This is a genomic window from Streptomyces sp. NPDC031379 (assembly GCF_055569615.1).
The window spans coordinates 38,522-59,014 of record NZ_JBVIIT010000024.1 but is presented as its reverse complement, the minus strand read 5'-3'; the positions used below and the strand labels follow the sequence as shown (position 1 = coordinate 59,014).

Genomic DNA, 20,493 nt, shown 5'->3' with positions numbered 1-20,493 from the left:
TTCGGGGCGGCGTCCGGCTGTGGGTGGTCGTGCGGCCGGGGTGGTGCAGGGGGCCTAGGAGGTCTCGGCGGCCATGGCTTCCACGGGCACCGGTGCCGAGTCGGTCGCCGGCTTCGTCAGATCCGTGGGCTCCGCCGTGACCGCCGGCTCCGCGTCCGCCGGAGTGGTTCGCGGCGGCAGCAACTCCAGCACCGCCTGCCGGTCCACGTCGCTCGTCGCGTCGTCGTACGGATCAGGCGTCCGCGGCACCTGAAGCCGGTGCACCGGACCGGACCCCAGCCGGGCATACCCCCGCCCCGGCGTCACATGCCCCATCGGCGTCGTGTGCGGCGGCACCCCTAGCACCTCCTCCACCTGCCGCGGTGCCGCGGGCCCGAGCACGACACGCGCGCGTGTGTGCTGCCGTACCGCGTCGCTGAGCGCCTCCGCGCTGTCGAACTGCTCGGCCACGACCACGGTCACGTTCGCGGCGCGGCCGTGCCGCAACGGCACCTGGAGCAGCGCCTGCGGATCCTTGCGGCCGTCGGTCGCCGCGAGGTGGGCGAAGACGCTCGGGCGGTCCAGCAGGATCCACAGCGGACGCCGGGTGTCCGCCGGCGGCGGGTCGCCGGCCTGCCGGGCCAGATTGATCGCGATGAGCCGCCGCTCGGTCTCCTGCGCGGCCCACTCCAGGCTGGCCAGTGCCCCGGGGAGGGCGCACTCCACGGCCAGCACACCGTCCCGGCCGGTCAGGCACGCGTACTCACCCGTGCCGCCGCCGTCGACGATCAGTACGTCGCCGCACCGCAGGGCCTGCAGGGCGACGGACCGCAGCAGTGTCGAGGTACCGCTGCCGGGGTGACCCATGGCCAGCAGGTGCGGCTCGGTGGAGCGGACGCCGGTGCGCCAGACCACCGGCGGGATGTCGACCTGTTCCTCTCCGTAGGAGAGGGGAAGCGTGCGCTGGACCTCGCTCGGGTCGGTGAAGCCGAGGACGGTCTCGCCGGGCGCGGTGACGAAGTGCTGGGCGGCGATGTCGGTGGGCAGCGGGGCGAGGACGGTGACGGTGAGCTGGTTGCCCTCCTCGTCCCACGCGAAGTGGTACTCGCGCCCCCGGCCGGCCTTGGCGGTGAGCAGCTGCTCGATCCGGGCGCGGGCCGCGGGCTCGCCGTCCGCGAAGTAGGCGGGGTAGCGGATCACGAGATGGCAGACGCGTCCGCCGTCGTCGAACTCGTGCGCGGTGAAGGCCTTCTGCCACTCCCCGCCGTGCGCGTACAGCGGCGCCGGGTCCTCGGGGCCGGAGAAGTACGGCACCAGGGCCTCGTACAGCGCCTGGAGCCGTTCCGCCTGGGCTTCGTCGGGCCCTTCGGGCGCCGCCGGGGTGCGGTCCCGGCCCTGCCAGGCCGCCGCCGCCATCAGGGTGACGACGGCGAGCAGCGGCCCGTACGGCACCAGCGCCACGACCAGGATCACGGAGGCCACCAGGAACAGCAGCGGCCCGCGTTTGTCCTTGGGCGTGTCCGCCCACTTGCGCCGCCCGGCCGAGGCCAGCCGGCGCAGCCCGCGCGAGACGGTGATCAGCGGGTGGAGGACGTCGGTGGCGCTGTCGGCCGCCGTCCGGGCCAGCTCCCGGCTCCGGGCGATCTGCGTCCGGGCGATCTGGGCGCTGTCCTTGCTCAGAATGCGGGGGAGAGGGCGCCGGGCCACTGCTGTCTCCTGTGGGTGCGTACGGACGGGACCGACGGGATCAGAACTTGATGCCGCCGAGGAGGCTCGCGAGGCTCTCGCCGCCGGCCTTGATGCTGGGGGCGATGCCCGTGCTGGCGAGGTAGAACCCGAACAGCGCCGACGTGCACGCGTGCGAGCCCTTGAGCCCGTCCTTCCGGAAGAAGAGGAAGACGATGATGCCGAGCAGCAGGACGCCTGACAGGGAGAGGATCATTTCGGGTCTCCTGGTGTCGAGAGGGGACAGTCACCATGAGTTCTTCCAGGATCACAGGATGTATCCATACGATTAAAGGTGCAACTGGGTGAAAAGTGGTGGATTTCGCCCACTCGGCGGAGCCGTTCCGGCCCGGTTGACCAGGTCTGTTACCTTCGGCGGGGCCTGCGGGTGATCTTTACCTCGGGCACATCGGGTCATGTACCGCGCGAGCCAGTACGCTGGCGATTCACTCGTACGGCCGCGTTCCGCTCACTGCCGTACGCTCCGTGACATCACCGAAGTTCGAAGGAGAGGCGGTTCGGCCGATGAGTGAAGCCCCCGACCCCGAGGTCGTGGAGCTGGCGACCAAGATCTTCGATCTGGCCCGCCGGGGCGAGACCGAGGCGCTCGTGGCGTACGTCGACGCGGGTGTTCCGGCCAACCTCACCAACGACCGGGGCGACTCCCTGGTGATGCTCGCCGCCTACCACGGTCACGCCGACGCGGTGCGCGCGCTGCTAGGCCGTGGTGCGGAGGCGAACCGGATCAACGACCGTGGTCAGACCCCGCTGGCGGGTGCCGTCTTCAAGGGCGAGACCGAAGTGATCAAGGCCCTCCTGGAGGGCGGAGCCGACCCTTCCGCAGGGACGCCGTCGGCCGTCGACACGGCCCGGATGTTCGGCAGGACGGAACTCCTGGAACTGTTCGGCGTCAGCTGACCCGAACGTCCTGATCAGGTACGACACAGAAAACGGGGGAGGCGGTAAAGGGCCGCCGGAAATACGGTCGCGGCAGCACACACCGCGGGTCATCATGACGTCGTGATTCACGGACGCGATGGCTGGGCAGGTGTTGCCGCACCGCGCGGACCGTGATGCGGTCCGCATGGGCCACCGACGAGAGGCAGAGAGAGATGGTCTACAGCAAGCAAGAGACGGCGGGCGCTCCGACGTTGTGTCACGCGGCCAGGTAGTGCGTGTTCCCCGGTTGCGTCGACGCTTGATGTGAGGCTGTTTCCCATGTTCGATCCGGTCATAGCGCCCAGCGGTACGCTGCTCGGGCTGCTCCAGCGAGGCCGTGGCGACGGCACGCTGCACGCGCTCACCGCCCCGCGCGCCGAAGCGCTCGCGGCCCTGAACCACTGTGTGCTGCGCGACCCCCGCCACGACTGGCAGGTGGAGAACCGCTCCCTCTACTACGCCCGGCTCTACCTCGACCTGAACGGCGAGCTGGACGCCGTCGAGGCGCACCTCTTCGACCCCGAGGACGTCCTCGACACCGACGAGTCCCGTACCGGCCTCGCCCTGGCCGTCCTCGGGCACCTCGCCTCCTACGGCAGGCGCGACGCGCTCGAACTGCTGCGCAGGTACGCCGCCCACGGCTCCAACTGGGCCTGGGCCCTGGACGAGCTGGCCCTGCGGGACGACGACGCGGGCCTGCGCGCCCTCGCCGCTCCCGTCCTGGCCCGTTTCCCCGCCGATCCCGAGGGCGAGGCCGAGCTGGCCGCCGCCGTACGCGACGCCTTCGAACCGCGGCCCTGGCGGCTGTGGGCCGAGGATCCGCGGGAATCGATCGCCACGCGTGTGCGTGCCGCCCAGGAGACCGGCTGTTTCGACCGCTGGCAGCGGCAGATGCGGCCCTCCGGTCCGCGCCCCGGCTGGAGCGTGCGCGCCGTGTTCGAGTGGGCCCAGCAGGGCATGGAGCGCGGTGCCGCCCTCCACGTCCCCGCCGCCCGCTGCCTGGTCGCCGTGGCCGGCCCCGAGGACCGGCCCGAGATCCTCCAGGCGGCCAGGAACGGCATGGACGGAGCCCGCTGCACCGCCCTGCGCTACCTCGCCGACAACAACGACCCCGACGCCCTCGGCCTGATCGAGGCCGCCGTCACCGATGGCACGGCACCCGTCGTGGAGGCGGCCGTCGACGCCTTCGAACGGATGCGCAGTGTCGCCGCCGTCGACCGCGCGCGCGGCTGGGCCCAGCGCCCCGACGTGCTCGGCGCCGCCGCCGGACGCATGCTCGCCTGCCGCGGCGGCACCCAGGACAGCGACCTCGTCCTCGGCGCCCTCCGTGAGGCCGTACGCGGCGAAGGCCCCGACGCACCCACCCTGTGGACCCTCGTCGACGGCGCCGGACGGCTCGGCATCGTCTGCGCGGCCCCCGTGCTGCGCCACGTCTACCGCGAGACGGCCTCCTCCCACCTGCGCGGCCGCGCAGCCCGGGCCCTGGCCGCGACCGACCCCTCCTTCGCCACCGGCTTCGCCGTCGAGTGCCTGTGGGACTGCGAGGAGAGCACCCGCGAGGTCGCCGCCCGGCACGCCGAGACCGGTGACACCCGGGTCGTGGAACGCCTCCGCCGCCTGGCCGCCGACCCGGCCGAGGAGGACGAGGTGCAGACGGCGGTACGCAGCCGCTTCGGCCCGGACACCGCCGTCGGCTGACCCCCTTTTCCGCACACACGGCGGGCGGACGACCGCCCGCTGTGTGAACACCGGGTGACCCGCGGGTCAGGCGGCCATGACGGCCGTCTGACCTGCTCGGGTGTGCAGTCCAACGCTCATGGGACGTTCCCCGCGCGGAAAGATCGAAGTTGACGCGGCCACGTCCAGTACGGCGACAACACCCGTATGCGTGTCGTCATCGTGACCGAATCCTTTCCCCCCGATGTGAACGGCGTGGCCCACTGCGCGCTCCAGACCGCCCGGCACCTCGTAGATCGCGGTCACCTCCCGCTCGTCGTCGCGCCGGCCGCAGCACCCGGCAGCGCCCCGGACACGGACGCCCCGTGCCCGGTCGTCCGTGTCCCCTCCCTCCCCCTCCCCGGCTATCCCCAGGTCCGCGTCGCCCTCCCCAGCCGACGCCTCGCCGCGGCGCTCACCGAGCACCGCGCCGACCTCGTCCACCTGGCCAGTCCCTTCGTCCTCGGCGTCCGCGGCATGGCCGCCGCCGCCCGCCTCGGCACCCCCGCCGTCGCGGTCTACCAGACCGACCTGGCCGGCTACGCCCGCACCTACATGGGCGCGGGAGAGGCGGCCGCCTGGCGGCGGATCCGCTCCGTGCACGCCGCCGCCGACCGCACCCTGGCCCCCTCCAGCTCCGCCCTCGAGGACCTGGAAGCCCACGGCGTGCCCCGGGTGCGGCTGTGGCCACGTGGCGTGGACACCGTACGATTCCGGCCAGAGCGCCGTGACGAGTCCCTGCGCCGCGAACTCGCCCCGAACGGCGAGCCGATCGTCGGCTACGTCGGCCGGCTCGCCCCCGAGAAGCACGTGGAACTCCTCGCCGGAGTCTGCGGCCTGGCGGGTGTACGGGTCGTGGTCGTCGGCGACGGGCCCAGCCAGGCGCACCTGACCGAGGCCCTGCCCGGCGCGGTCTTCCTCGGCCGCCGCACCGGTGACGACCTCGCCCGGATCTTCGCCTCGCTGGACCTCTTCGTGCACACCGGCCCCTTCGAGACGTTCTGCCAGACCGTCCAGGAGGCCATGGCCAGCGGCATCCCGGTCGTTGCGCCGGCCGCCGGCGGCCCGCTCGACCTGGTCGCCCACGGCCGCACCGGCCTGCTCGTCCCGCCACACGACGCCCTCGCCGTCCAGGAGGCGGTCCGCACACTGGCCGCCTATCCCGCACGGCGTGCCGCGTACGGCGCCGCCGCCCGCACCATGGTCGAGGGCCGCACCTGGGCCGCCGTGGGCGACCAGCTCCTCGCCCACTACGACGACGTGCTCGCGGCACGGAAGACGGCGGTGGCGGCATGACCGGCCACCCCCTGCGCATCGTCCGGCTCGCCAACTTCGTCGCCCCGGCCTCCGGCGGCCTGCGCACCGCCCTGCGGGAACTCGGCAGGGGCTATCGCGCGGCGGGCCACGAACCGGTGCTGATCGTGCCCGGCGAACGGCACACCGACCGCGACACCGAGCAGGGCCGGGTCATCACCCTGCCCGGCCCGCCGCTGCCCGGCACCGGCGGCTACCGCGTCCTGACCGACAAGCGGCGCGTGGCCGCCCTCCTGGAGGAGCTGGCCCCAGACCGCCTGGAGGTCTGCGACCGCACGACCCTGCGCTGGACCGGCCGCTGGGCCCGCCGCGCCCGCGTGCCCGCCGTGATGGTCTCCCACGAGACCGCCGACGGCGTACTGCGCACCTGGGGCCTGTCCGAGAACCTCTCCCGCCGGGCCGCCGACGCCCTCAACACCCGCACCGCGCACGTGTACGCGAGAGTGGTGTGCACGACGGGGTTCGCCGAGCGAGAGTTCGTGCGCATCGGCGCGCGCAACGTCGTACGCGCCCCCCTGGGCGTCGACCTGATGGAACGCCACCCCGCCCTGCGCGACCCGGAGCTGCGCGCACAGTACGCGCGCGTGGACGAGGCGCTGCTCGTGATGTGCTCCCGGCTGTCCGTGGAGAAGCGCCCCGGTACCGCCCTGGACGCGCTGGAGGCGCTGCTGCGGCGCGGCCGGCGGACGGCGCTCGTGGTGGCCGGGGACGGGCCGCTGCGGGCCCGGCTGGAGCAGCGTGCGCGCGAGCGCGGGCTGCCGGTGACCTTCCTGGGGCACGTCTCCGACCGGGCCGCCCTCGGTGCGCTCCAGGCGTCCGCCGACGTCTGCCTCGCCCCCGGGCCCGCCGAGACCTTCGGGCTCGCCGCCCTGGAGGCCATGGCGTGCGGCACGCCCGTGGTGGCGAGCGCGTCGTCCGCGCTGCCCGAGGTCGTCGGGTCCGCCGGGGCGACCGCGGCCGGCCACGGGCAGGCGTTCGCGGACGCCGTGGAACTGCTCCTGGAACGCGGCGAGCCCGAGCGGCGGGAGGCCGCACGCGCGCGTGCGGAGTGCTTCGGCTGGGGAACGGCCGTGGAGGCGTTCCTGGCGGCCCACGACGCCCAGGTCCTGCGCCGCACGGACGCGCACCGCACCATGCAGGAGGGCGTGGCATGAGGTCCGTCCGCTTCGTCGCCCTCGGGGACTCGCTGACCGAGGGCGTGGGCGACCCCGCAGGGGCCGGCCGGCGGGGCTGGGCCGCGCTGCTGGCGGCTGCCCTCGCCGCGCGAGCGGGGGAGGCGGCGGACGTCGCGTCCCTGGAGTTCACCAACCTCGCGGTCAGCGGGGCGCAGACCCGGGACGTCCGCGAGCGGCAGACCCCGGCAGCCCTCGATCTGCGTCCCCACCTGGCGTCCGTGATCGTCGGCGTGAACGACACGCTGCGCCACACCTTCGACATCCACGCCGTGGCCGCCGACCTCGACCAGGTCTACGCCGGCCTCACCGGCCAGGGCGCCACCCTGCTCACCGCCTGCCTGCCCGACCCCGGCGCCATGCTGGGGCTCCCAGGGGCGCTGGCCCGCCCGCTGGCCCGTCGGCAGCGGGCGGTCAACACCGTCGTCCACGCGCTGTCCGACCGGTACGGCGCCGTCCACCTGCACGCGGCGGACGGCGACTGGATCTCCGACCGCACCCTGTGGAGCGCCGACCGGCTGCACCCGGGCGAGCGCGGCCACCGGCAGCTCGCCGTCCGCTTCCACGCCCTGCTCGCCGAGGCAGGACAGGCGACCGGCCGGCCGCCCTCGCCCGAACCGGAGTTCCCCGCACCGACCCGGACGGCGAACCTGTGGTGGCTCGCCACCGCCGGTACCGGCTGGGTGGCCCGGCGGTGCGGTGACCTGCTGCCGCAGCTGCTGCGCCTCGCCGCGGACGAACTGCACCACCACGCACGCGGCACCAGCGCACGCCTCGACCTGCGCGCGTCTGCGGCGGCCTCGGCTGCCCTCGCGGCGCTCCCGCTGCGCGCCTCGGACGGCGTCGACGCTCAGCGCCGGCGCACGGCCACGAACCGGACCGGTGTTCCGGGTGTCGCTTGCGCGGCCGCGGGGAGGTCGGTGGGGCGGACCACGGCGATCACCGGGTAGCCACCGGTGGTCGGATGGTCCGCCAGGAAGACCACCGGGCGCCCGTCCGGGGGGACCTGGACCGCGCCCAGGACCATGCCCTCGCTGGGCAGCTCACCGGGCCGGGCCCGCTGCAGCGCGGGCCCCTCGGTGCGCAGGCCGATGCGGTTGCTCGCCGAGGAGACCCGGTACGCGCGCGTGGTGAGATCACGGACCGCCCCGGCCGTGAACCAGTCGGCGCGCGGCCCCGGGGTCACCCGGAGCACGAGGCCGGCCGGAGGCCGCGGCTGCGGCACGCCGTCCACGCGCGCGGGCGGCCCGGCCGAGGTGCCGAGAGGCAGCACCATGCCGTCGGCGAGCGGTGCCGGACCGAGGCCGGACAGCAGGTCCGTGGCACGGCTGCCGAGAACCGGCTCCACGGCGATTCCGCCGGAGACGGCCACGTAACTGCGCACGCCGGCCGTGGCCGCCCCCACCTCCAGCAGCTCACCGGCCGGCACGACGACGGGGGCGCCCCACGCGGCCGGCCGGCCGCCCACCGCGACCGGGCAGGGCGCGCCGCCGACCGCCACGGTCACCGTGGAACGGGGGCGCACCGCACAGCCGTTGAGGGTCGTCTCCAGGACGGCCGCGTCCGGTGGGTTGCCGACGAGCCGGTTGACGAGCGCCGCCGCGGGCGGGTCGAGCGCCCCGGAGCGGGGCACGCCGAGATGCGCGTACCCCGGCCGCCCGCGGTCCTGCACGGTGGTCAGCGCCCCGGAACGCACGACGACGAGCGCGCGGTCGCTCATGCGTCCTCCCCGGGTACGGCGTCCGCGCGCGCGTGGGCGGTCGTCCACGCTGCCCGGACACGAGGCGCACGCGCGCGTGGCCCGCTCATGCGCCCTCCACCGGTACGAACCGCACGCGTGCCCCCGGTGTCAGCAGAGCGGCCGGTACGCGCGCGTGGTCCCACAGCACCGCATCCGTCGTGCCGATCAGCTGCCAGCCGCCCGGCGAGGAACGCGGGTACACCCCCGTGTAGGGGCCCGCCAGAGCCACGGCACCGGCCGGGACCGCGGTGCGCGGGGTGGCCCGGCGCGGGACGTCGTAGCGGGCCGGCAGCCCGGTGAGGTAGCCGAAGCCGGGGGCGAACCCGCAGAAGGCCACCGTGAATTCGATTCCGGCGTGGATGCGGGCCACCTCGGAGTCGGCCACCTTCCAGTGCGCGGCGACCTCCGCGAGGTCCGGGCCGTCGTAGCGCACGGGCAGTTCGATCAGCTCACGTGCGCGTGCAGGCGACGGCGGCACTCGGGAGGAGGTCAGTTCGGACACCCAGCGGACCGGGTCGTCCAGGCCGTCGAGCAGGACCGTCCGGGCCGCGGGCACGATCTCGCGGACGGTCAGCGAGCCCTCCGCGCGGCGCCGCAGCAACTGCGCGTGCAGGGCCTGCGCCTCCTCGCCCGAGGACACCTCGACGAGCAGCGCGTCGTCGCCGACAGGAAGCGCCCTCATGCGAAGGCCTCCACGCGCACCCCCGCCGCCACCAGCCGCTCGCGCACCCGGCGGGCCAGTTCCACCGCGCCGGGCGTGTCGCCGTGCAGACACAGCGAGCGGGCGCGCACCTGGATACGCACGCCGGAGTGCGCGGTGACCGAGCCGGCACGCGCGAGGCCCACCGAGCGCTCCACCACGGCCTCCGGGTCGGTCACCACCGCCCCGTCCCGGCCGCGGGGGACCAGCGTGCCCTCGTCGGTGTAGGCGCGGTCCGCGAACGCCTCCGTGACGGCCGGCAACCCCGCCTTCGCGGCCAGCTCCAGCAGACGCGAGCCGGGCAGGCCCAGCACCGGCAGCCCGGCGCCGGCGAGGAGCACGCCGTCGAGCACCGCGCGGGCCTGTTCCTCGTCGTGCACGACCCGGTTGTACAGCGCCCCGTGCGGCTTGACGTAGGCCACGCGCGCCCCGGCGGCCCGCGCGAACACCTCCAAGGCCCCGATCTGGTAGGCCACTTCGGCCGCCAGTTCAGCGGGCGGCACGTCCATCGCCCGCCGCCCGAACCCGGCGAGGTCCCGGTAGGACACCTGCGCGCCGATCACCACCCCGCGCTCGGCCGCCAGTTCGCACACCCGGCGCATCGTGGCCGCGTCCCCGGCGTGGAACCCGCAGGCCACGTTGGCGCTGGTGACGACGGACAGCAGCTGTTCGTCGTCGGTCAGCCGCCAGCGGCCGAAGCCCTCGCCGAGGTCGGCGTTCAGATCGATCGCGGTCATGGTGTTCTCGTGTCTCCGGTTCGCGTGTCGTCGGTCGGGGTCACCCGGCTCAGTCGATGCCGACCAGCCGGTACTGCTCGTCGCGGGCGTCGGTCAGGAACATCTGGCCCGGCGCGTGGGTGAGGGCGAACGGCGGCCTGGAGGCCGTCACCGCCGCCTGCGGGGTCACTCCGCAGGCCCAGAACACCGGGATGTCGCCGTCGGCGAGGGTCACCGGGTCGCCGAAGTCGGGCCGGGCCAGGTCCTCGATGCCGAGGGCGGCGGGGTCGCCGCAGTGCACGGGCCCGCCGTGCACGGCCGGCAGCAGGCTGCTCTCCCGGATCGCGGCACGGAGGTGCTCGGGCGGCACGGGGCGCATGGACACCACCATCGGCCCGCGCAGCCTGCCCGCGGCACGGCACTCGCGGCCGGTCGCGTACATCGGCACGTTGCGGCCCTGTTCGACGTGGCGGATCGGCACACCCGCCCGGGCCAGCGCCCACTCGAAGGTGAAGCTGCACCCGAGCAGGAACGACACGAGGTCGTCCCGCCAGTACGCGCGTACGTCCGTGGGCTCCTCGACCAGCTCGCCGTCCTGCCACACCCGGTAGCGCGGCAGGTCGGTGCGCAGGTCGGCGCCCGCGGCGAGGACGGTCGTCGTGGCACCGGCGTCCGTGACGTCGAGCACCGGGCAGGGCCTGGGATTGCGCTGGCAGAACAGCATCATGTCGTAGGCCCAGTCGGCGGGCACCGCGATCAGGTTCGCCTGGGTGTGGCCGGCCGCGACCCCGGCCGTGGGGCCGGCCAGGCCCTCGCGGAAGCGGGCCCGCGCGGCTTTCGGGCTCCACGCGTGCGCGTGCTCGTCGATCGTGGCGACCGGCCGGTCCTCGGTACGGTGCGACCGCATCACGCAAGCTCCTTCCCGCGCGTCTCCGGCAGCCCGAGCAGCGCCAGTGCCGCGAGGCCGTAGCCGATCGCCCCGAAGACCAGCGCACCGCCCACGCCCCAGCTGTCCGCCAGGTAGCCCACCAGGGTCGGGAAGACCGCGCCCACCGCGCGGCCCGTGTTGTACGTGAAGCCCTGACCGGTGCCGCGCACCGCCGTCGGGTACAGCTCGCTCAGGTAGGAGCCGAAGCCGCTGAAGATCGCCGACATGCAGAAGCCGAGCGGGAAACCGAGCACCAGCAGCAGGGTGTCGGCGCCGGCGGGGATGTTCGCGTACGCCAGGACGCACACGGCCGACAGCAGCGCGAACAGCCAGATGTTGTTCCGCCGGCCGAGCCGGTCGGTGAGGTGGCCGCCGGTCAGATAGCCGAGGAAGGCGCCGGAGATCAGGAAGGTCAGATAGCCGCCGGTGCCGACGACCGACAGGCCGCGCTCGGACTTCAGGTACGTCGGCACCCACGTCGCCAGCGTGTAGTAGCCGCCCTGCACGCCCGTGGAGAGCAGTCCCGCGAAGACCGTGGTGCGCAGCAGGCCCGGGGCGCCGTCCCGGCCCGGCCGGAAGATCGCCGCGAACGAGCCCCGCCCGGGGTCCTGTTCGCGGGCCACCGTCGCCCTGGGGGCGTCGTGCACCCGGCGGCGCAGCCACACCACGAGCAGGGCGGGCAGCGCGCCGGTCCAGAACATCACCCGCCAGGCCAGGTCGTCGCCGAGGAAGGTGAAGACCAGCGTGTAGACGATCGCCGCCAGTGCCCAGCCGACCGCCCAGGAACTCTGGATCGCGCCGAGCGTACGACCCCGGTGCCGCGCGCTCGCGTACTCGGCCACCAGGATCGCCCCGACCGCCCACTCGCCGCCGAAACCGAGTCCCTGCAGCGCGCGGAAGACCAGCAGCGTCTCGTAGGTGGGCGCGAAGCCGCAGGCCACGGTGAAGACCGCATAGGTGATCACCGTGATCATCAGGGCCCTGACCCGGCCCACCCGGTCCGCGACCACGCCCGCCACGGCGCCGCCGATCGCGGAGACCACCAGCGTGACGGTGGTGAACAGACCGGTCTGGCCGCTGTCCAGGCCGAAGTACGCCGAGAGCGCCACCATGCTCAGGGGCAGGGTGAAGTAGTCGTAGGAATCCAGGGCATATCCGCCGAAAGCACCGGCGAAGGCCCGCCGGCCGCGCGGGCCGAGGGCGCGCAGCCAGCCGAACGCGCCGTCCTCGGTGGTGTGTTCGGCCGAAGCAGGTCGTGTGCCGGAGGGCGCGGACTGTGGTGGTGGGGTCGTGCTCATGGGCACCTCGCAGAAGGGGACGGAGGGTGCGGGGAAGTGAGCCGTGCGGAGCACCGTAGAGGATCGTTCAACAATCCCTCAATACCCACGTTGTTTCGTTCCGGTGTCTGCGATTGAATTCCGGGCATGGCAGAGCAGCTGGCGGGACTGGCCGACGACCGCGCCCTCCTGGGGCGTACCAGCACGGCGGAACGGGTTTCGGACATCCTCAGGAGCCGCATCGCCGACGGGTACTTCCCACCCGGCACCCGGCTGTCGGAGGACAGCATCGGCGGGGCGCTCGGGGTCTCCCGCAACACCCTGCGCGAGGCGTTCCGGCTGCTCACGCACGAACGCCTGCTGGTCCACGAACTCAACCGGGGCGTGTTCGTCCGCGTGCTGACCGTCGAGGACGTCGAGGACATCTACCGCACGCGGTCCCTCGTCGAGTGCGCCGTCGTCCGGGGCCTCGGCGAGCCGCCGTATCCGCTCCAGGGACTCGCCTCGGCGGTCGCCGAGGGCGACACGGCGGCCGTCGAGAATGACTGGAAAGCGATGGGTACCGCCAACATCCACTTCCACCAGGAGCTGGTCGCCCTCGCCGGCAGCGAGCGCACGGACGAGCTGATGCGCAGCGTCTTCGCCGAGCTGCGGCTGGCCTTCCACGTCGTCGACGACCCACGCCGGCTGCACGAGCCGTACCTCGCCCGCAACCGCCAGATCCTGCAGGCACTGCAGGCGGGGGACCGGAGCGGGGCGGAGGGGCTGCTGGAGACCTACCTGGTGGACTCCCTGGACCGGGTGGTGGAGGTGTACCGGCGCCGGGTGGGCGAAGAAGGCGCCCAGTAGGAGCGCCCCTCAGGGGCCCGGGGAACCGGCGACCGGCCACGGACGGCCGGCACCCGGAGAACGACCCGCAGTTCCGGGGGGTCAAACCGGCGGAGCCGCTCGTTTGGGTCGTTGTCGGACCGAGGACCTAGTCTGTGCACCGTGACTTCGCCTGCACCGACGGACAGCGTTCCGCCCCAGCTCAGCGCGGGGCCGCGCCCGGCTCCGGGCCCGGCCGCCGACGAGGGGCTGGCGCGTCGGCTGCGCGCGCTCGCCTGCACCGCGCCGCTGCACGACCTCGACGCACGCAAGGCCAACCTGGCCGGCGAGTACTCGGTGTACGGGATGGCCGAGGTGGCACTGGCCGCCATCGACCTGGTCACACTCAACATGGACTTCGACACCGGTGCCGACCACGAGCAGATCGTGGCCCGGCTCGTCCCGCGCATCGCCGCCCAGGCCCCGCACCGGCCCACCGCCGAGCACGAGCGCGTGGCCCGCTGGGTCCTGGAGAACCTGATCAACGTCGGCAGCGTCGACCGCGGCTTCCGCGCCGTCTACGGCACCTTCGCGCCGGACGGCAGCTACGTCCGCCGTGACTACGACTTCAAGCTGATCGAGGAGGTCCCCGGCCCCGGCGGCACGGTGTATCTGCGCACCACCGACGAGGCGGTCAACGTCCTGGTCGGCGCCCTGGACACCGATGTCACCAGCGCCCAGATCGCCGCCGAGGTCAAGCTGGAGGTACTGATCAACCGCGGCCGCCTCGCCGACGCCCAGCTCGCCGCCGAGCAGGCCCGCTACCGCACGGTGCAGTACTCCGAGACCCTGCGCCGCGCCCTGGACGCCACCCGGCGCAACGTCCGCGCGGTCGACTGGCTCAGCGCCGTGCCCGACATGATCGCCGAGGCCCTCGACCACGTGGCCGAGCGCTACCGCCACGAGAACGCCATCCTCACCAACATCCGCAAGGCCCGCGACGAGACCGAGGACGCCGAGCACAAGCGCCGCGCGGCCGAACTGGTCGACATCGTCAAGGACTGCATCCGGCGCCACACCCAGCTCCAGTCGCGCCTGCTGGAGGCCGGCCCGCTGTTCCGCGCCGAACAGGACCGGCAGGCCTTCGCCACCCCGGCCACCACCTCCGGGACGGACCTGTACGGCCATCTCGTCGCCCCCGTCCTGCCGTTGCCGCTGGAACAGGCGATCCGGGTCACGGACGCGTTCTTCGCGCACGGCACCGGTCTGCGTACGCCGGTGTCGGTACGGGTCGCCGACCTCGTCGACATACTGCTGACGCCGCCGGTGGAGCGGGAGCACCTGGGCGCGGAGATGCCGGAGCCGGACCTGATCGCCACGCCGGACGACAGCCGGTTCAGCGAGGAGCAACTGGCCGCGGCGACGGAGCTGCTGGATCTGCCCGCGGACGCCCCGAGAAGACTGTCCGGTCTGCTCGCCGAGGCGCGGCGGACCGGCGATCCCGACCTGGCCTACCTGGTCGCCCTGCTGGCCGTCCACGCGGCCAGCCCCGCCGTCGGCACCGCGTACCGGCAGGGCGAGGAGAAGCTGTTGTTCGCCGTGGACGACGGCACCGAGCTGGACGATCCCGAGTTCGGCGGGGCGGACCTGATCGTGGGGACCGCCCTGCTGGACGCGGCGGGGATGGCGGCCGACAGGACGGAGGCGGCGTGAACGCTCCGCTGGAAGCGCCGGGAAACGCCCGGTCGCCTTTCGTGTGCGGGCCGTCCGTGGCCGGTCGCGCAGTTCCCCGCGCCCCTGGGCAGGTCGCACCTGCCCTCAGTTCCAAGAGCAAGGAGTTGTGTCCGTGAGCGAGCCCGTCGAGTGGAGTGAGGCGGAGCCGTCCGCCCCGTCGGCATCGGCCGCCGTCACCCCCGCCGACGCCGCCGACGCGGCGCGGCTCGTCGCCTTCGGGCTGCAGCCCAAGCTGCAGCCCGCGCGGGACCAGGAGTACGCGGAGCTGCTGCGCCGCTACCGCGACGATCCGGCGTTCGCGCGCCTCGCGGACGCCGTGGCCACCGGTCTGGGACTCGTCGTGCTGGAGGTGTCCCCGCGCGCGGGCATGGCCGTGACCGCGGCCGAGGACTCCGTCTTCGCGGTCCGCATGGGTGACTACGCGCGTCGCACCGCCGCCGATTCCGGCGACCGGTTCCTGCACGGCCTCGCCCATCTCGCGGCCGCCGCGCTGGCGTTCCCGCGCCCGGAGGACCTGGCCGACGACACCTACTTCGGCCGCGTCACGGTCAACGGCGTCGACGCCTTCGTACGGCAGGCCTGCCGGAGGCTGGAGGAGCGCGCCGAAGAACAGGGCGAGAACACCGACCCGGCGACCGACGCGCCCGGCCTGGAGGCCGCCTGGCGGATCTGGGCCAGACGCAGCGCCACCGGCGCCACCAAGGACGCCCGCCGCCCGGCCGCCTCCACCACCGGCATCGTGGCGAAGGCCCTGGCCTTCCTCACCGACTCGGGCTTCCTGCAGCGCACCGGCGACGACAACGGCGGCACCTACCGCACGACGGCCCGCTATCAGCTCCAGGTCCGTGACATGGCCGGCAGCGCCGCCATGGCCGAGCTGCTGGAGCTGGGCATCGTCCCGGTCACCGACGGCACGGCGAGCCTGCTGCCCGCCGAGGACACCGACGACCTGGAGCTGGTGGCCGACGCCGGGCTGCCCTTCCACGCGCCGTCGCACCCCTGAACCCCCCCGATCTGCCAGAAAACTGACGAGAGTCCGCCATGTACGAGCTGTCCCGGGTCCGCCTCTACTCCATCGGGCCCGCCGGTGCGCGCTACGCCGACACCGTGCTTGACCTGCGGGGTGTGGGCGCGCCCGTGCCCGACCCGGCACCCACGCAGGCGGAGTTCTTCGAGGAGGAGCCGTCCGGGCCGCCGCGCCGGCCCGCGCCCGCGGGCGTGCTGTTCCTGGAGAACGGCGGCGGCAAGTCCGTGCTGCTCAAGCTGATCTTCTCGGTGATGCTGCCGGGTCACCGCAACACCCTCGGCGGGGCCAGTTCCGGTGTGCTGCGCAAGTTCCTGCTCGCCGACGACTGCGGGCACGTGGCCCTGGAGTGGCAGCACGTGCTGACCGGTGAGTGCGTCGTCGTCGGCAAGGTCAGCGAGTGGCGCGGACGCCAGGTCTCCAACGACCCGCGGAAGTTCGCCGAGGCCTGGTACTCCTTCCGGCCCGGCCCCGGCCTGAGTCTGGACAACCTGCCCGTCGCCGAGTCCACCGCCGTCCGCCCGCCCGTCGAGGGCGCCTCCGGTGCCCAGGGCCGCCGCCGCACCATGAAGGGCTTCCGCGACGCCCTCACCGAGGCCGGCAAGGCCTACCCGCACCTTGAGGTGCACTGGGAGGAGATCCACGACCGCTGGATCGAGCACCTCGGCGACCTCGGCCTCGACCCCGAACTCTTCCGCTACCAGCGCGAGATGAACGCCGACGAGGGCGAGGCCGCCGGCCTCTTCGCGGTGAAGAAGGACTCCGACTTCACCGACCTCCTGCTGCGCGCGGTCACCGACACCCGCGACACCGACGGCCTCGCCGACCTCGTCAGCGGCTTCGGCAACAAGCTCGGCCGGCGCGCCGAACTGATCGCCGAACGGGACTTCACCGCAGGCTCCGCCGACCTGCTCGGGCGGATCGTCGAGGCCGCCGAGGCCCGTTCCCGCGCGCGTGACGTCCACGCCGGCGCCGAGCGCCGCACCCGCACGCTGGCCCGGCGGCTGTCCGCGCGGGCCGTGCGGGAACGGGTACGGGCCACCGACCTCGCCCAGCGGGTCACGGCCGCCGCGTACGCCGTCACGCACTCCGAGGGCGCGCGCGAGCGCAGCTCCCTGATCGCCGCCGAACTCGCCTACCGGCACGCCTCCCTGGCACTCGCCGCCGCGGAGAAGTCCGCCGCCGCGCAGAAGCGCGAACTGGCCGACGCCCGCACCCTGCACTCCGCCTGGCAGGCGGCCGAGGCCGTGCTGCGCCACCGCGCCGCCGCCGACCGTGTCGCGCGCGTGTCCGCCGCCATCCAGGAGGCCGAACGGGACGCGGCCCCCGCGCTCGCCGCCCGCGCCAAGGCCGCCGTGGACCTCGTACGGGCCCTGCACGCGGCCGCCGAGAGCGCCGAGACCCTCGCCAACGAGGAGGAGGAGCGGTCCGCCGCCCTGCAGGAGGTCAGCGACTGCGCCTACCGGGACTCCACCGCCGCCGCCACCGAGACGCAGCGCGCCCGCAGCGAGGCCGGGCACCTGCGCCAGCGTCTCGCCGAGGTCGAGCAGGAGACCGCCGAGGCCGTCCGCGCGGGCTGGCTGGACGACAGCGCCCCGGACGCCGACCCGGCGCGCGCCGCGCTCGCCGCCAGCGACGCCGAGAAGACCGCCGTAGCCGCCTGGGACGCGGCCCGCGAGGCCGCCCGCACGTCCACCGAGCACGCGCGCGAGGCGGCCTCCGCCGAGTCCCGCGCGGAGCTGACGGCGGCCCGCGCGGCCGACGCGGCGACCGCCGCCGAGCGCACCCACGAGGCCGAGCGGCGCCTGGCCGAGGCGCTGGCCACCGAGGAGCGGCTCGCGGAGCTGCTGGGCCTGCCGGGCGCACCCGGTGCGGCACGCGTGGGCGTGCCCGCGCCCCGGACGGGAGCGGACGACGCCACCCGCGACCCGTCGCCCACGGACTCCGCGGTACCGGCCGAGGGACCCCTCACCCCCGAGGAACTCGACCGCTTCGCCGACGAGTTGCGCACACTCCTCGACGACGCCGTGTCGACCGCCGAACGGCACCTCTTCGACCTCCGTACGGCCGCCGCCGACGACGCCCGCATCCTCGGCGCCCTCGGTGACGGCGGCCTGCTGCCGCCCGGCCCCGACGTGCTGGCCACCGTCGAGTTCCTCGGCGAGCACGGCATCCCCGCGCTGCCCGGCTGGCGTTACCTCGCGCAGGCCGTCGACCCGGCCGACCACGCGCGCGTGCTCGCCGCCCGTCCCGAGCTGGTCGACGGTGTGATCATCACCGATCCGGACACGCACGCGCGTGCCCGCGAGGCCCTCGGGGACGCCGCCCTGCTGCCCCGCTCCGCCGTCGCCGTCGGCACGGCCGCGGCCCTGCTCGCCCCGACCCCCGCCGCCGACGCCACCCCCGGTGACGTCTTCCTCGTGCCGCCGAACCCGGCCATGCACGACGAGCACGCCGCCGACGAGGAACGACAGACCCTGCGCGCGCGGGCCACCGAACGCGACGAGGAGATCCGCGGCCTCGCCGCCCGGCTCGGCAAGGACCGCGAACTGGCCGCCCGGCTCGCCTCCTGGCGCACCGGCTGCCCCGCCGGACGCCTCGCCGAACTGGCCCGGGCCGCCCAGGAGGCCCGCGCGTTCGCCGAGGAGACCGAGGCGGAACTCGCCGAGGCACGCACCGTGCGTGCGGAGGCCGACGCCTCCGCGGCCGAGGCCGCACAGGTCCGCGACGAACGACAGGAGGCCGCGCAGAAGGCCCGCCGCGCAGCCGACGCCCTGGCCGGCCTCGCCTTCCGGCTCCGCGAGCGCGCCGGCTGGCAGGTGAAACTGCGCGAACTCGCCGACGACGCCGCCGAGTCCGAGGCCCGCGCCCAGGTCTGCCTGGAGCGGGCCCGCGCCGCCGACGAGGACCGCCGTGCCGCCCAGCGCGCCGCCGACGACGCCCGCCGCACCGCGCGCGCCCTGCGCGCCGAGCGCTCCGAGATCGCCGGCGCCCCCGACGACGTACCGGTCGAGGACGCGGACGCCCCCCAGACGTCCCTGCCCGCCCTCCGCGAGGCCTACCGGGCCGCCTCCCAGGTGTACGAGAAGGTCGGTGTCGGCGCCGACCTGCGCGCCGAGCAGGCCCGCGCGGAGAGCGACGAGAGCGCCGCCCGGGCCGAACTGGACCGGCTCAGCAACAAGGTCCGCACCCGCGCCGAGCAGCTCCTCCGGTCGCCCGACGGCTCCGACGGGCCGTCCCGGCAGGCGGCGGCCGCACGCGCGGAGGAGCTGGTGCAGCTCCTGGAGACCCGCATGTCGACCGCGAGCGAGCAGCTCGGCCGGCTGCGCGGCGAGGCCGAACGGCACGCGCCCGAGGACGGCGAGGCACACACCGAACTGCCCGAGGATCTCGTCCCGCGCGACGCCGAGCACGCCCAGGCACTGCTGCGTACGGCCACGACCGAACTGGCCTCCCGCACCGGGGCGCTGGCCGAGGCCCGTGAGGCGCACGCGGAACTGCTGGCGGCCCACCGCGCCGCCGAGGACGCGGCGGGCGGCTTCGACGAGATCGCCGCGATGCTCCGCGACCTGCTGCGCGAGCACGCCGCCGAGGAGGACCAGGAGGAGCCCGAGCCGTACCCCGGCAGCCTGGAGGAGGCCCGGCACTCCGCCGCCGAGGCCCGCCGCTCGCTGCGCGGCTGTGCCGCCGACCTGTCCGCCACCGAGGCGGCCGTGCGCGAGGCGAGCGACGTCCTCGTCCGGCACGCCAACTCCACCCGCTACGAGCAGGTCCGCACCCCCGCCCGGCAGCAGATCCGCGAACTGCCCGCCTCCGCGCTGCCCGAGCACGCGCAGAAGTGGGCGGACGCCTTCGCGCCCCGGCTGCGTGTCCTGACGGACGAGTTGGCCCAGCTGGAGCGCAACCGGGACTCGATCGTGGACCGGCTGCGCGGTCTCGTGGAGTCGGCCCTGGCGACGTTGCGGTCCGCCCAGCGGCTCTCCCGGCTGCCGGAAGGGCTCGGCGAGTGGTCCGGGCAGGAGTTCCTGCGCATCCGCTTCGAGGAGCCCGATCAGGCCACGCTCACCGAACGGCTCGGCGAGGTCATCGACGAGGCCACGCGCGCGGCCGTGAGGAAGAACTCCGATCTGCGCCGCGACGGCATGTCCCTGCTGCTGCGCGGAGTCGCCGCGGCGCTGCAGCCCAAGGGCGTGGCCGTCGAGATCCTCAAGCCCGACGCCGTCCTGCGCGCCGAGCGCGTCCCCGTCGGCCAGATGGGCGACGTGTTCTCCGGTGGCCAGCTGCTCACCGCGGCCATCGCGCTCTACTGCACGATGGCCGCGCTCCGGTCTAACGACCGGGGCCGGGACAAGCACCGGCACGCGGGCACGCTGTTCCTGGACAACCCGATCGGCCGCGCCAACGCCACCTATCTGCTGGAACTTCAGCGGGCCGTCTCCGACGCGCTGGGCGTGCAGCTGCTGTACACCACGGGCCTGTTCGACACGACGGCCCTCGCGGAGTTCCCGCTGGTCATCCGCCTGCGTAACGACGCCGACCTCCGGGCGGGCCTGAAGTACATCAGCGTGGAGGAACACCTGCGTCCCGGATTGCCCCAGCAGCCCCGGGCCGGAGAAGCGGTGCACAGCGAGATCACGGCCACGCGGATGTTCAAGAAGCCGGCCGACAGCGCGTGAGGGCGCGGGGCACTGCGCGACCGGCCACAGCCGGTCCGCAGTCGC

Annotated in this window: 16 protein-coding genes; 9 read left to right on the top strand and 7 right to left on the bottom strand. The window is 74.4% G+C overall.

Translation table 11 applies throughout. The annotated features are described in order from the left end of the window. Window positions 1-54 precede the first annotated feature (54 nt). Both ACZ5CW_RS30625 and ACZ5CW_RS30620 read right to left on the bottom strand, forming a co-directional pair. Window positions 55-1,686, bottom strand: coding sequence for an ATP-binding cassette domain-containing protein (locus ACZ5CW_RS30625; protein ID WP_468607053.1), 1,632 nt, complete (start codon window positions 1,684-1,686; stop codon window positions 55-57). Between the two features lie 40 nt (window positions 1,687-1,726). Further along, window positions 1,727-1,921 carry a hypothetical protein gene (locus ACZ5CW_RS30620; RefSeq protein WP_258781179.1) on the bottom strand — a complete coding sequence of 65 codons (195 nt, stop codon included), beginning with the start codon at window positions 1,919-1,921 and terminating at the stop codon, window positions 1,727-1,729. A gap of 308 nt (window positions 1,922-2,229) precedes the next feature. Here ACZ5CW_RS30620 and ACZ5CW_RS30615 point away from each other — a divergent pair, with 308 nt between their 5' ends. From ACZ5CW_RS30615 to ACZ5CW_RS30595, 5 genes are all read left to right on the top strand, one after another. Further along, a complete protein-coding gene (locus ACZ5CW_RS30615) occupies window positions 2,230-2,622 on the top strand; it encodes an ankyrin repeat domain-containing protein (RefSeq protein ID WP_468607051.1) in 393 nt (130 codons plus the stop codon). 300 nt (window positions 2,623-2,922) lie between these two features. Beyond that, window positions 2,923-4,341, top strand: coding sequence for a HEAT repeat domain-containing protein (locus ACZ5CW_RS30610; RefSeq protein ID WP_468607049.1), 1,419 nt, complete (start codon window positions 2,923-2,925; stop codon window positions 4,339-4,341). A 186-nt stretch (window positions 4,342-4,527) separates the two neighbouring features. Then, window positions 4,528-5,655, top strand: a complete 1,128-nt coding sequence (locus ACZ5CW_RS30605) for a glycosyltransferase family 4 protein (protein ID WP_468607047.1) — start codon at window positions 4,528-4,530, stop codon at window positions 5,653-5,655. After that, entirely contained in the window at window positions 5,652-6,827 is a 1,176-nt protein-coding gene (locus ACZ5CW_RS30600; protein ID WP_468607045.1) for a glycosyltransferase, read from the top strand. Before ACZ5CW_RS30605 ends, ACZ5CW_RS30600 begins: the two co-directional genes overlap by 4 nt. After that, window positions 6,824-7,795 (top strand): SGNH/GDSL hydrolase family protein, encoded by a 972-nt coding sequence (locus tag ACZ5CW_RS30595; RefSeq protein ID WP_468607043.1) that lies wholly within the window; start codon window positions 6,824-6,826, stop codon window positions 7,793-7,795. Before ACZ5CW_RS30600 ends, ACZ5CW_RS30595 begins: the two co-directional genes overlap by 4 nt. Here ACZ5CW_RS30595 and ACZ5CW_RS30590 read toward each other — a convergent pair. The 5 genes from ACZ5CW_RS30590 to ACZ5CW_RS30570 all read right to left on the bottom strand — a co-directional run bounded on the left by ACZ5CW_RS30590 (window position 7,696) and on the right by ACZ5CW_RS30570 (window position 12,228). Continuing rightward, the gene (locus ACZ5CW_RS30590; protein WP_468607041.1) at window positions 7,696-8,565 is read right to left on the bottom strand and encodes a 5-oxoprolinase subunit C family protein; all 870 of its coding nucleotides are present in this window, start codon (window positions 8,563-8,565) and stop codon (window positions 7,696-7,698) included. The two genes, ACZ5CW_RS30595 and ACZ5CW_RS30590, sit on opposite strands and share 100 nt — an antisense overlap. An 85-nt stretch (window positions 8,566-8,650) precedes the next feature. Next, window positions 8,651-9,268 carry a 5-oxoprolinase subunit B family protein gene (locus ACZ5CW_RS30585; RefSeq protein WP_468607039.1) on the bottom strand — a complete coding sequence of 206 codons (618 nt, stop codon included), beginning with the start codon at window positions 9,266-9,268 and terminating at the stop codon, window positions 8,651-8,653. After that, window positions 9,265-10,023, bottom strand: coding sequence for a LamB/YcsF family protein (locus ACZ5CW_RS30580; protein WP_468607037.1), 759 nt, complete (start codon window positions 10,021-10,023; stop codon window positions 9,265-9,267). The genes ACZ5CW_RS30585 and ACZ5CW_RS30580 overlap by 4 nt, the downstream gene beginning before the upstream one ends. A gap of 49 nt (window positions 10,024-10,072) precedes the next feature. Further along, the gene (locus ACZ5CW_RS30575) at window positions 10,073-10,909 is read right to left on the bottom strand and encodes a putative hydro-lyase (protein WP_468607035.1); all 837 of its coding nucleotides are present in this window, start codon (window positions 10,907-10,909) and stop codon (window positions 10,073-10,075) included. After that, window positions 10,909-12,228, bottom strand: coding sequence for an MFS transporter (locus tag ACZ5CW_RS30570; RefSeq protein ID WP_468607033.1), 1,320 nt, complete (start codon window positions 12,226-12,228; stop codon window positions 10,909-10,911). Before ACZ5CW_RS30570 ends, ACZ5CW_RS30575 begins: the two co-directional genes overlap by 1 nt. A 126-nt stretch (window positions 12,229-12,354) precedes the next feature. Here ACZ5CW_RS30570 and ACZ5CW_RS30565 point away from each other — a divergent pair, with 126 nt between their 5' ends. From ACZ5CW_RS30565 to ACZ5CW_RS30550, 4 genes are all read left to right on the top strand, one after another. Next, window positions 12,355-13,056, top strand: a complete 702-nt coding sequence (locus ACZ5CW_RS30565) for a GntR family transcriptional regulator (protein WP_468607031.1) — start codon at window positions 12,355-12,357, stop codon at window positions 13,054-13,056. Between the two features lie 141 nt (window positions 13,057-13,197). Further along, a complete protein-coding gene (locus ACZ5CW_RS30560; RefSeq protein WP_468607029.1) occupies window positions 13,198-14,727 on the top strand; it encodes a hypothetical protein in 1,530 nt (509 codons plus the stop codon). 133 nt (window positions 14,728-14,860) lie between these two features. Continuing rightward, on the top strand, window positions 14,861-15,751 hold the full coding sequence (locus tag ACZ5CW_RS30555; RefSeq protein WP_468607027.1) for a hypothetical protein: 891 nt from the start codon (window positions 14,861-14,863) through the stop codon (window positions 15,749-15,751). A 38-nt stretch (window positions 15,752-15,789) separates the two neighbouring features. Then, window positions 15,790-20,448, top strand: coding sequence for a hypothetical protein (locus ACZ5CW_RS30550; protein ID WP_468607025.1), 4,659 nt, complete (start codon window positions 15,790-15,792; stop codon window positions 20,446-20,448). The last annotated feature ends 45 nt before the right edge of the window (window positions 20,449-20,493 follow it).

Bases quoted from the DNA above. Each gene is read 5' to 3' on its own strand.
- ACZ5CW_RS30620 (WP_258781179.1), bottom strand. From the start codon at position 1,921: ATGATCCTCTCCCTGTCAGGCGTCCTGCTGCTCGGCATCATCGTCTTC.
- ACZ5CW_RS30615 (WP_468607051.1), top strand. From the start codon at position 2,230: ATGAGTGAAGCCCCCGACCCCGAGGTCGTGGAGCTGGCGACCAAGATC.
- ACZ5CW_RS30610 (WP_468607049.1), top strand. From the start codon at position 2,923: ATGTTCGATCCGGTCATAGCGCCCAGCGGTACGCTGCTCGGGCTGCTC.
- ACZ5CW_RS30605 (WP_468607047.1), top strand. From the start codon at position 4,528: ATGCGTGTCGTCATCGTGACCGAATCCTTTCCCCCCGATGTGAACGGC.
- ACZ5CW_RS30600 (WP_468607045.1), top strand. From the start codon at position 5,652: ATGACCGGCCACCCCCTGCGCATCGTCCGGCTCGCCAACTTCGTCGCC.
- ACZ5CW_RS30595 (WP_468607043.1), top strand. From the start codon at position 6,824: ATGAGGTCCGTCCGCTTCGTCGCCCTCGGGGACTCGCTGACCGAGGGC.
- ACZ5CW_RS30590 (WP_468607041.1), bottom strand. From the start codon at position 8,565: ATGAGCGACCGCGCGCTCGTCGTCGTGCGTTCCGGGGCGCTGACCACC.
- ACZ5CW_RS30585 (WP_468607039.1), bottom strand. From the start codon at position 9,268: ATGAGGGCGCTTCCTGTCGGCGACGACGCGCTGCTCGTCGAGGTGTCC.
- ACZ5CW_RS30580 (WP_468607037.1), bottom strand. From the start codon at position 10,023: ATGACCGCGATCGATCTGAACGCCGACCTCGGCGAGGGCTTCGGCCGC.
- ACZ5CW_RS30575 (WP_468607035.1), bottom strand. From the start codon at position 10,909: ATGCGGTCGCACCGTACCGAGGACCGGCCGGTCGCCACGATCGACGAG.
- ACZ5CW_RS30570 (WP_468607033.1), bottom strand. From the start codon at position 12,228: ATGAGCACGACCCCACCACCACAGTCCGCGCCCTCCGGCACACGACCT.
- ACZ5CW_RS30565 (WP_468607031.1), top strand. From the start codon at position 12,355: ATGGCAGAGCAGCTGGCGGGACTGGCCGACGACCGCGCCCTCCTGGGG.
- ACZ5CW_RS30550 (WP_468607025.1), top strand. From the start codon at position 15,790: ATGTACGAGCTGTCCCGGGTCCGCCTCTACTCCATCGGGCCCGCCGGT.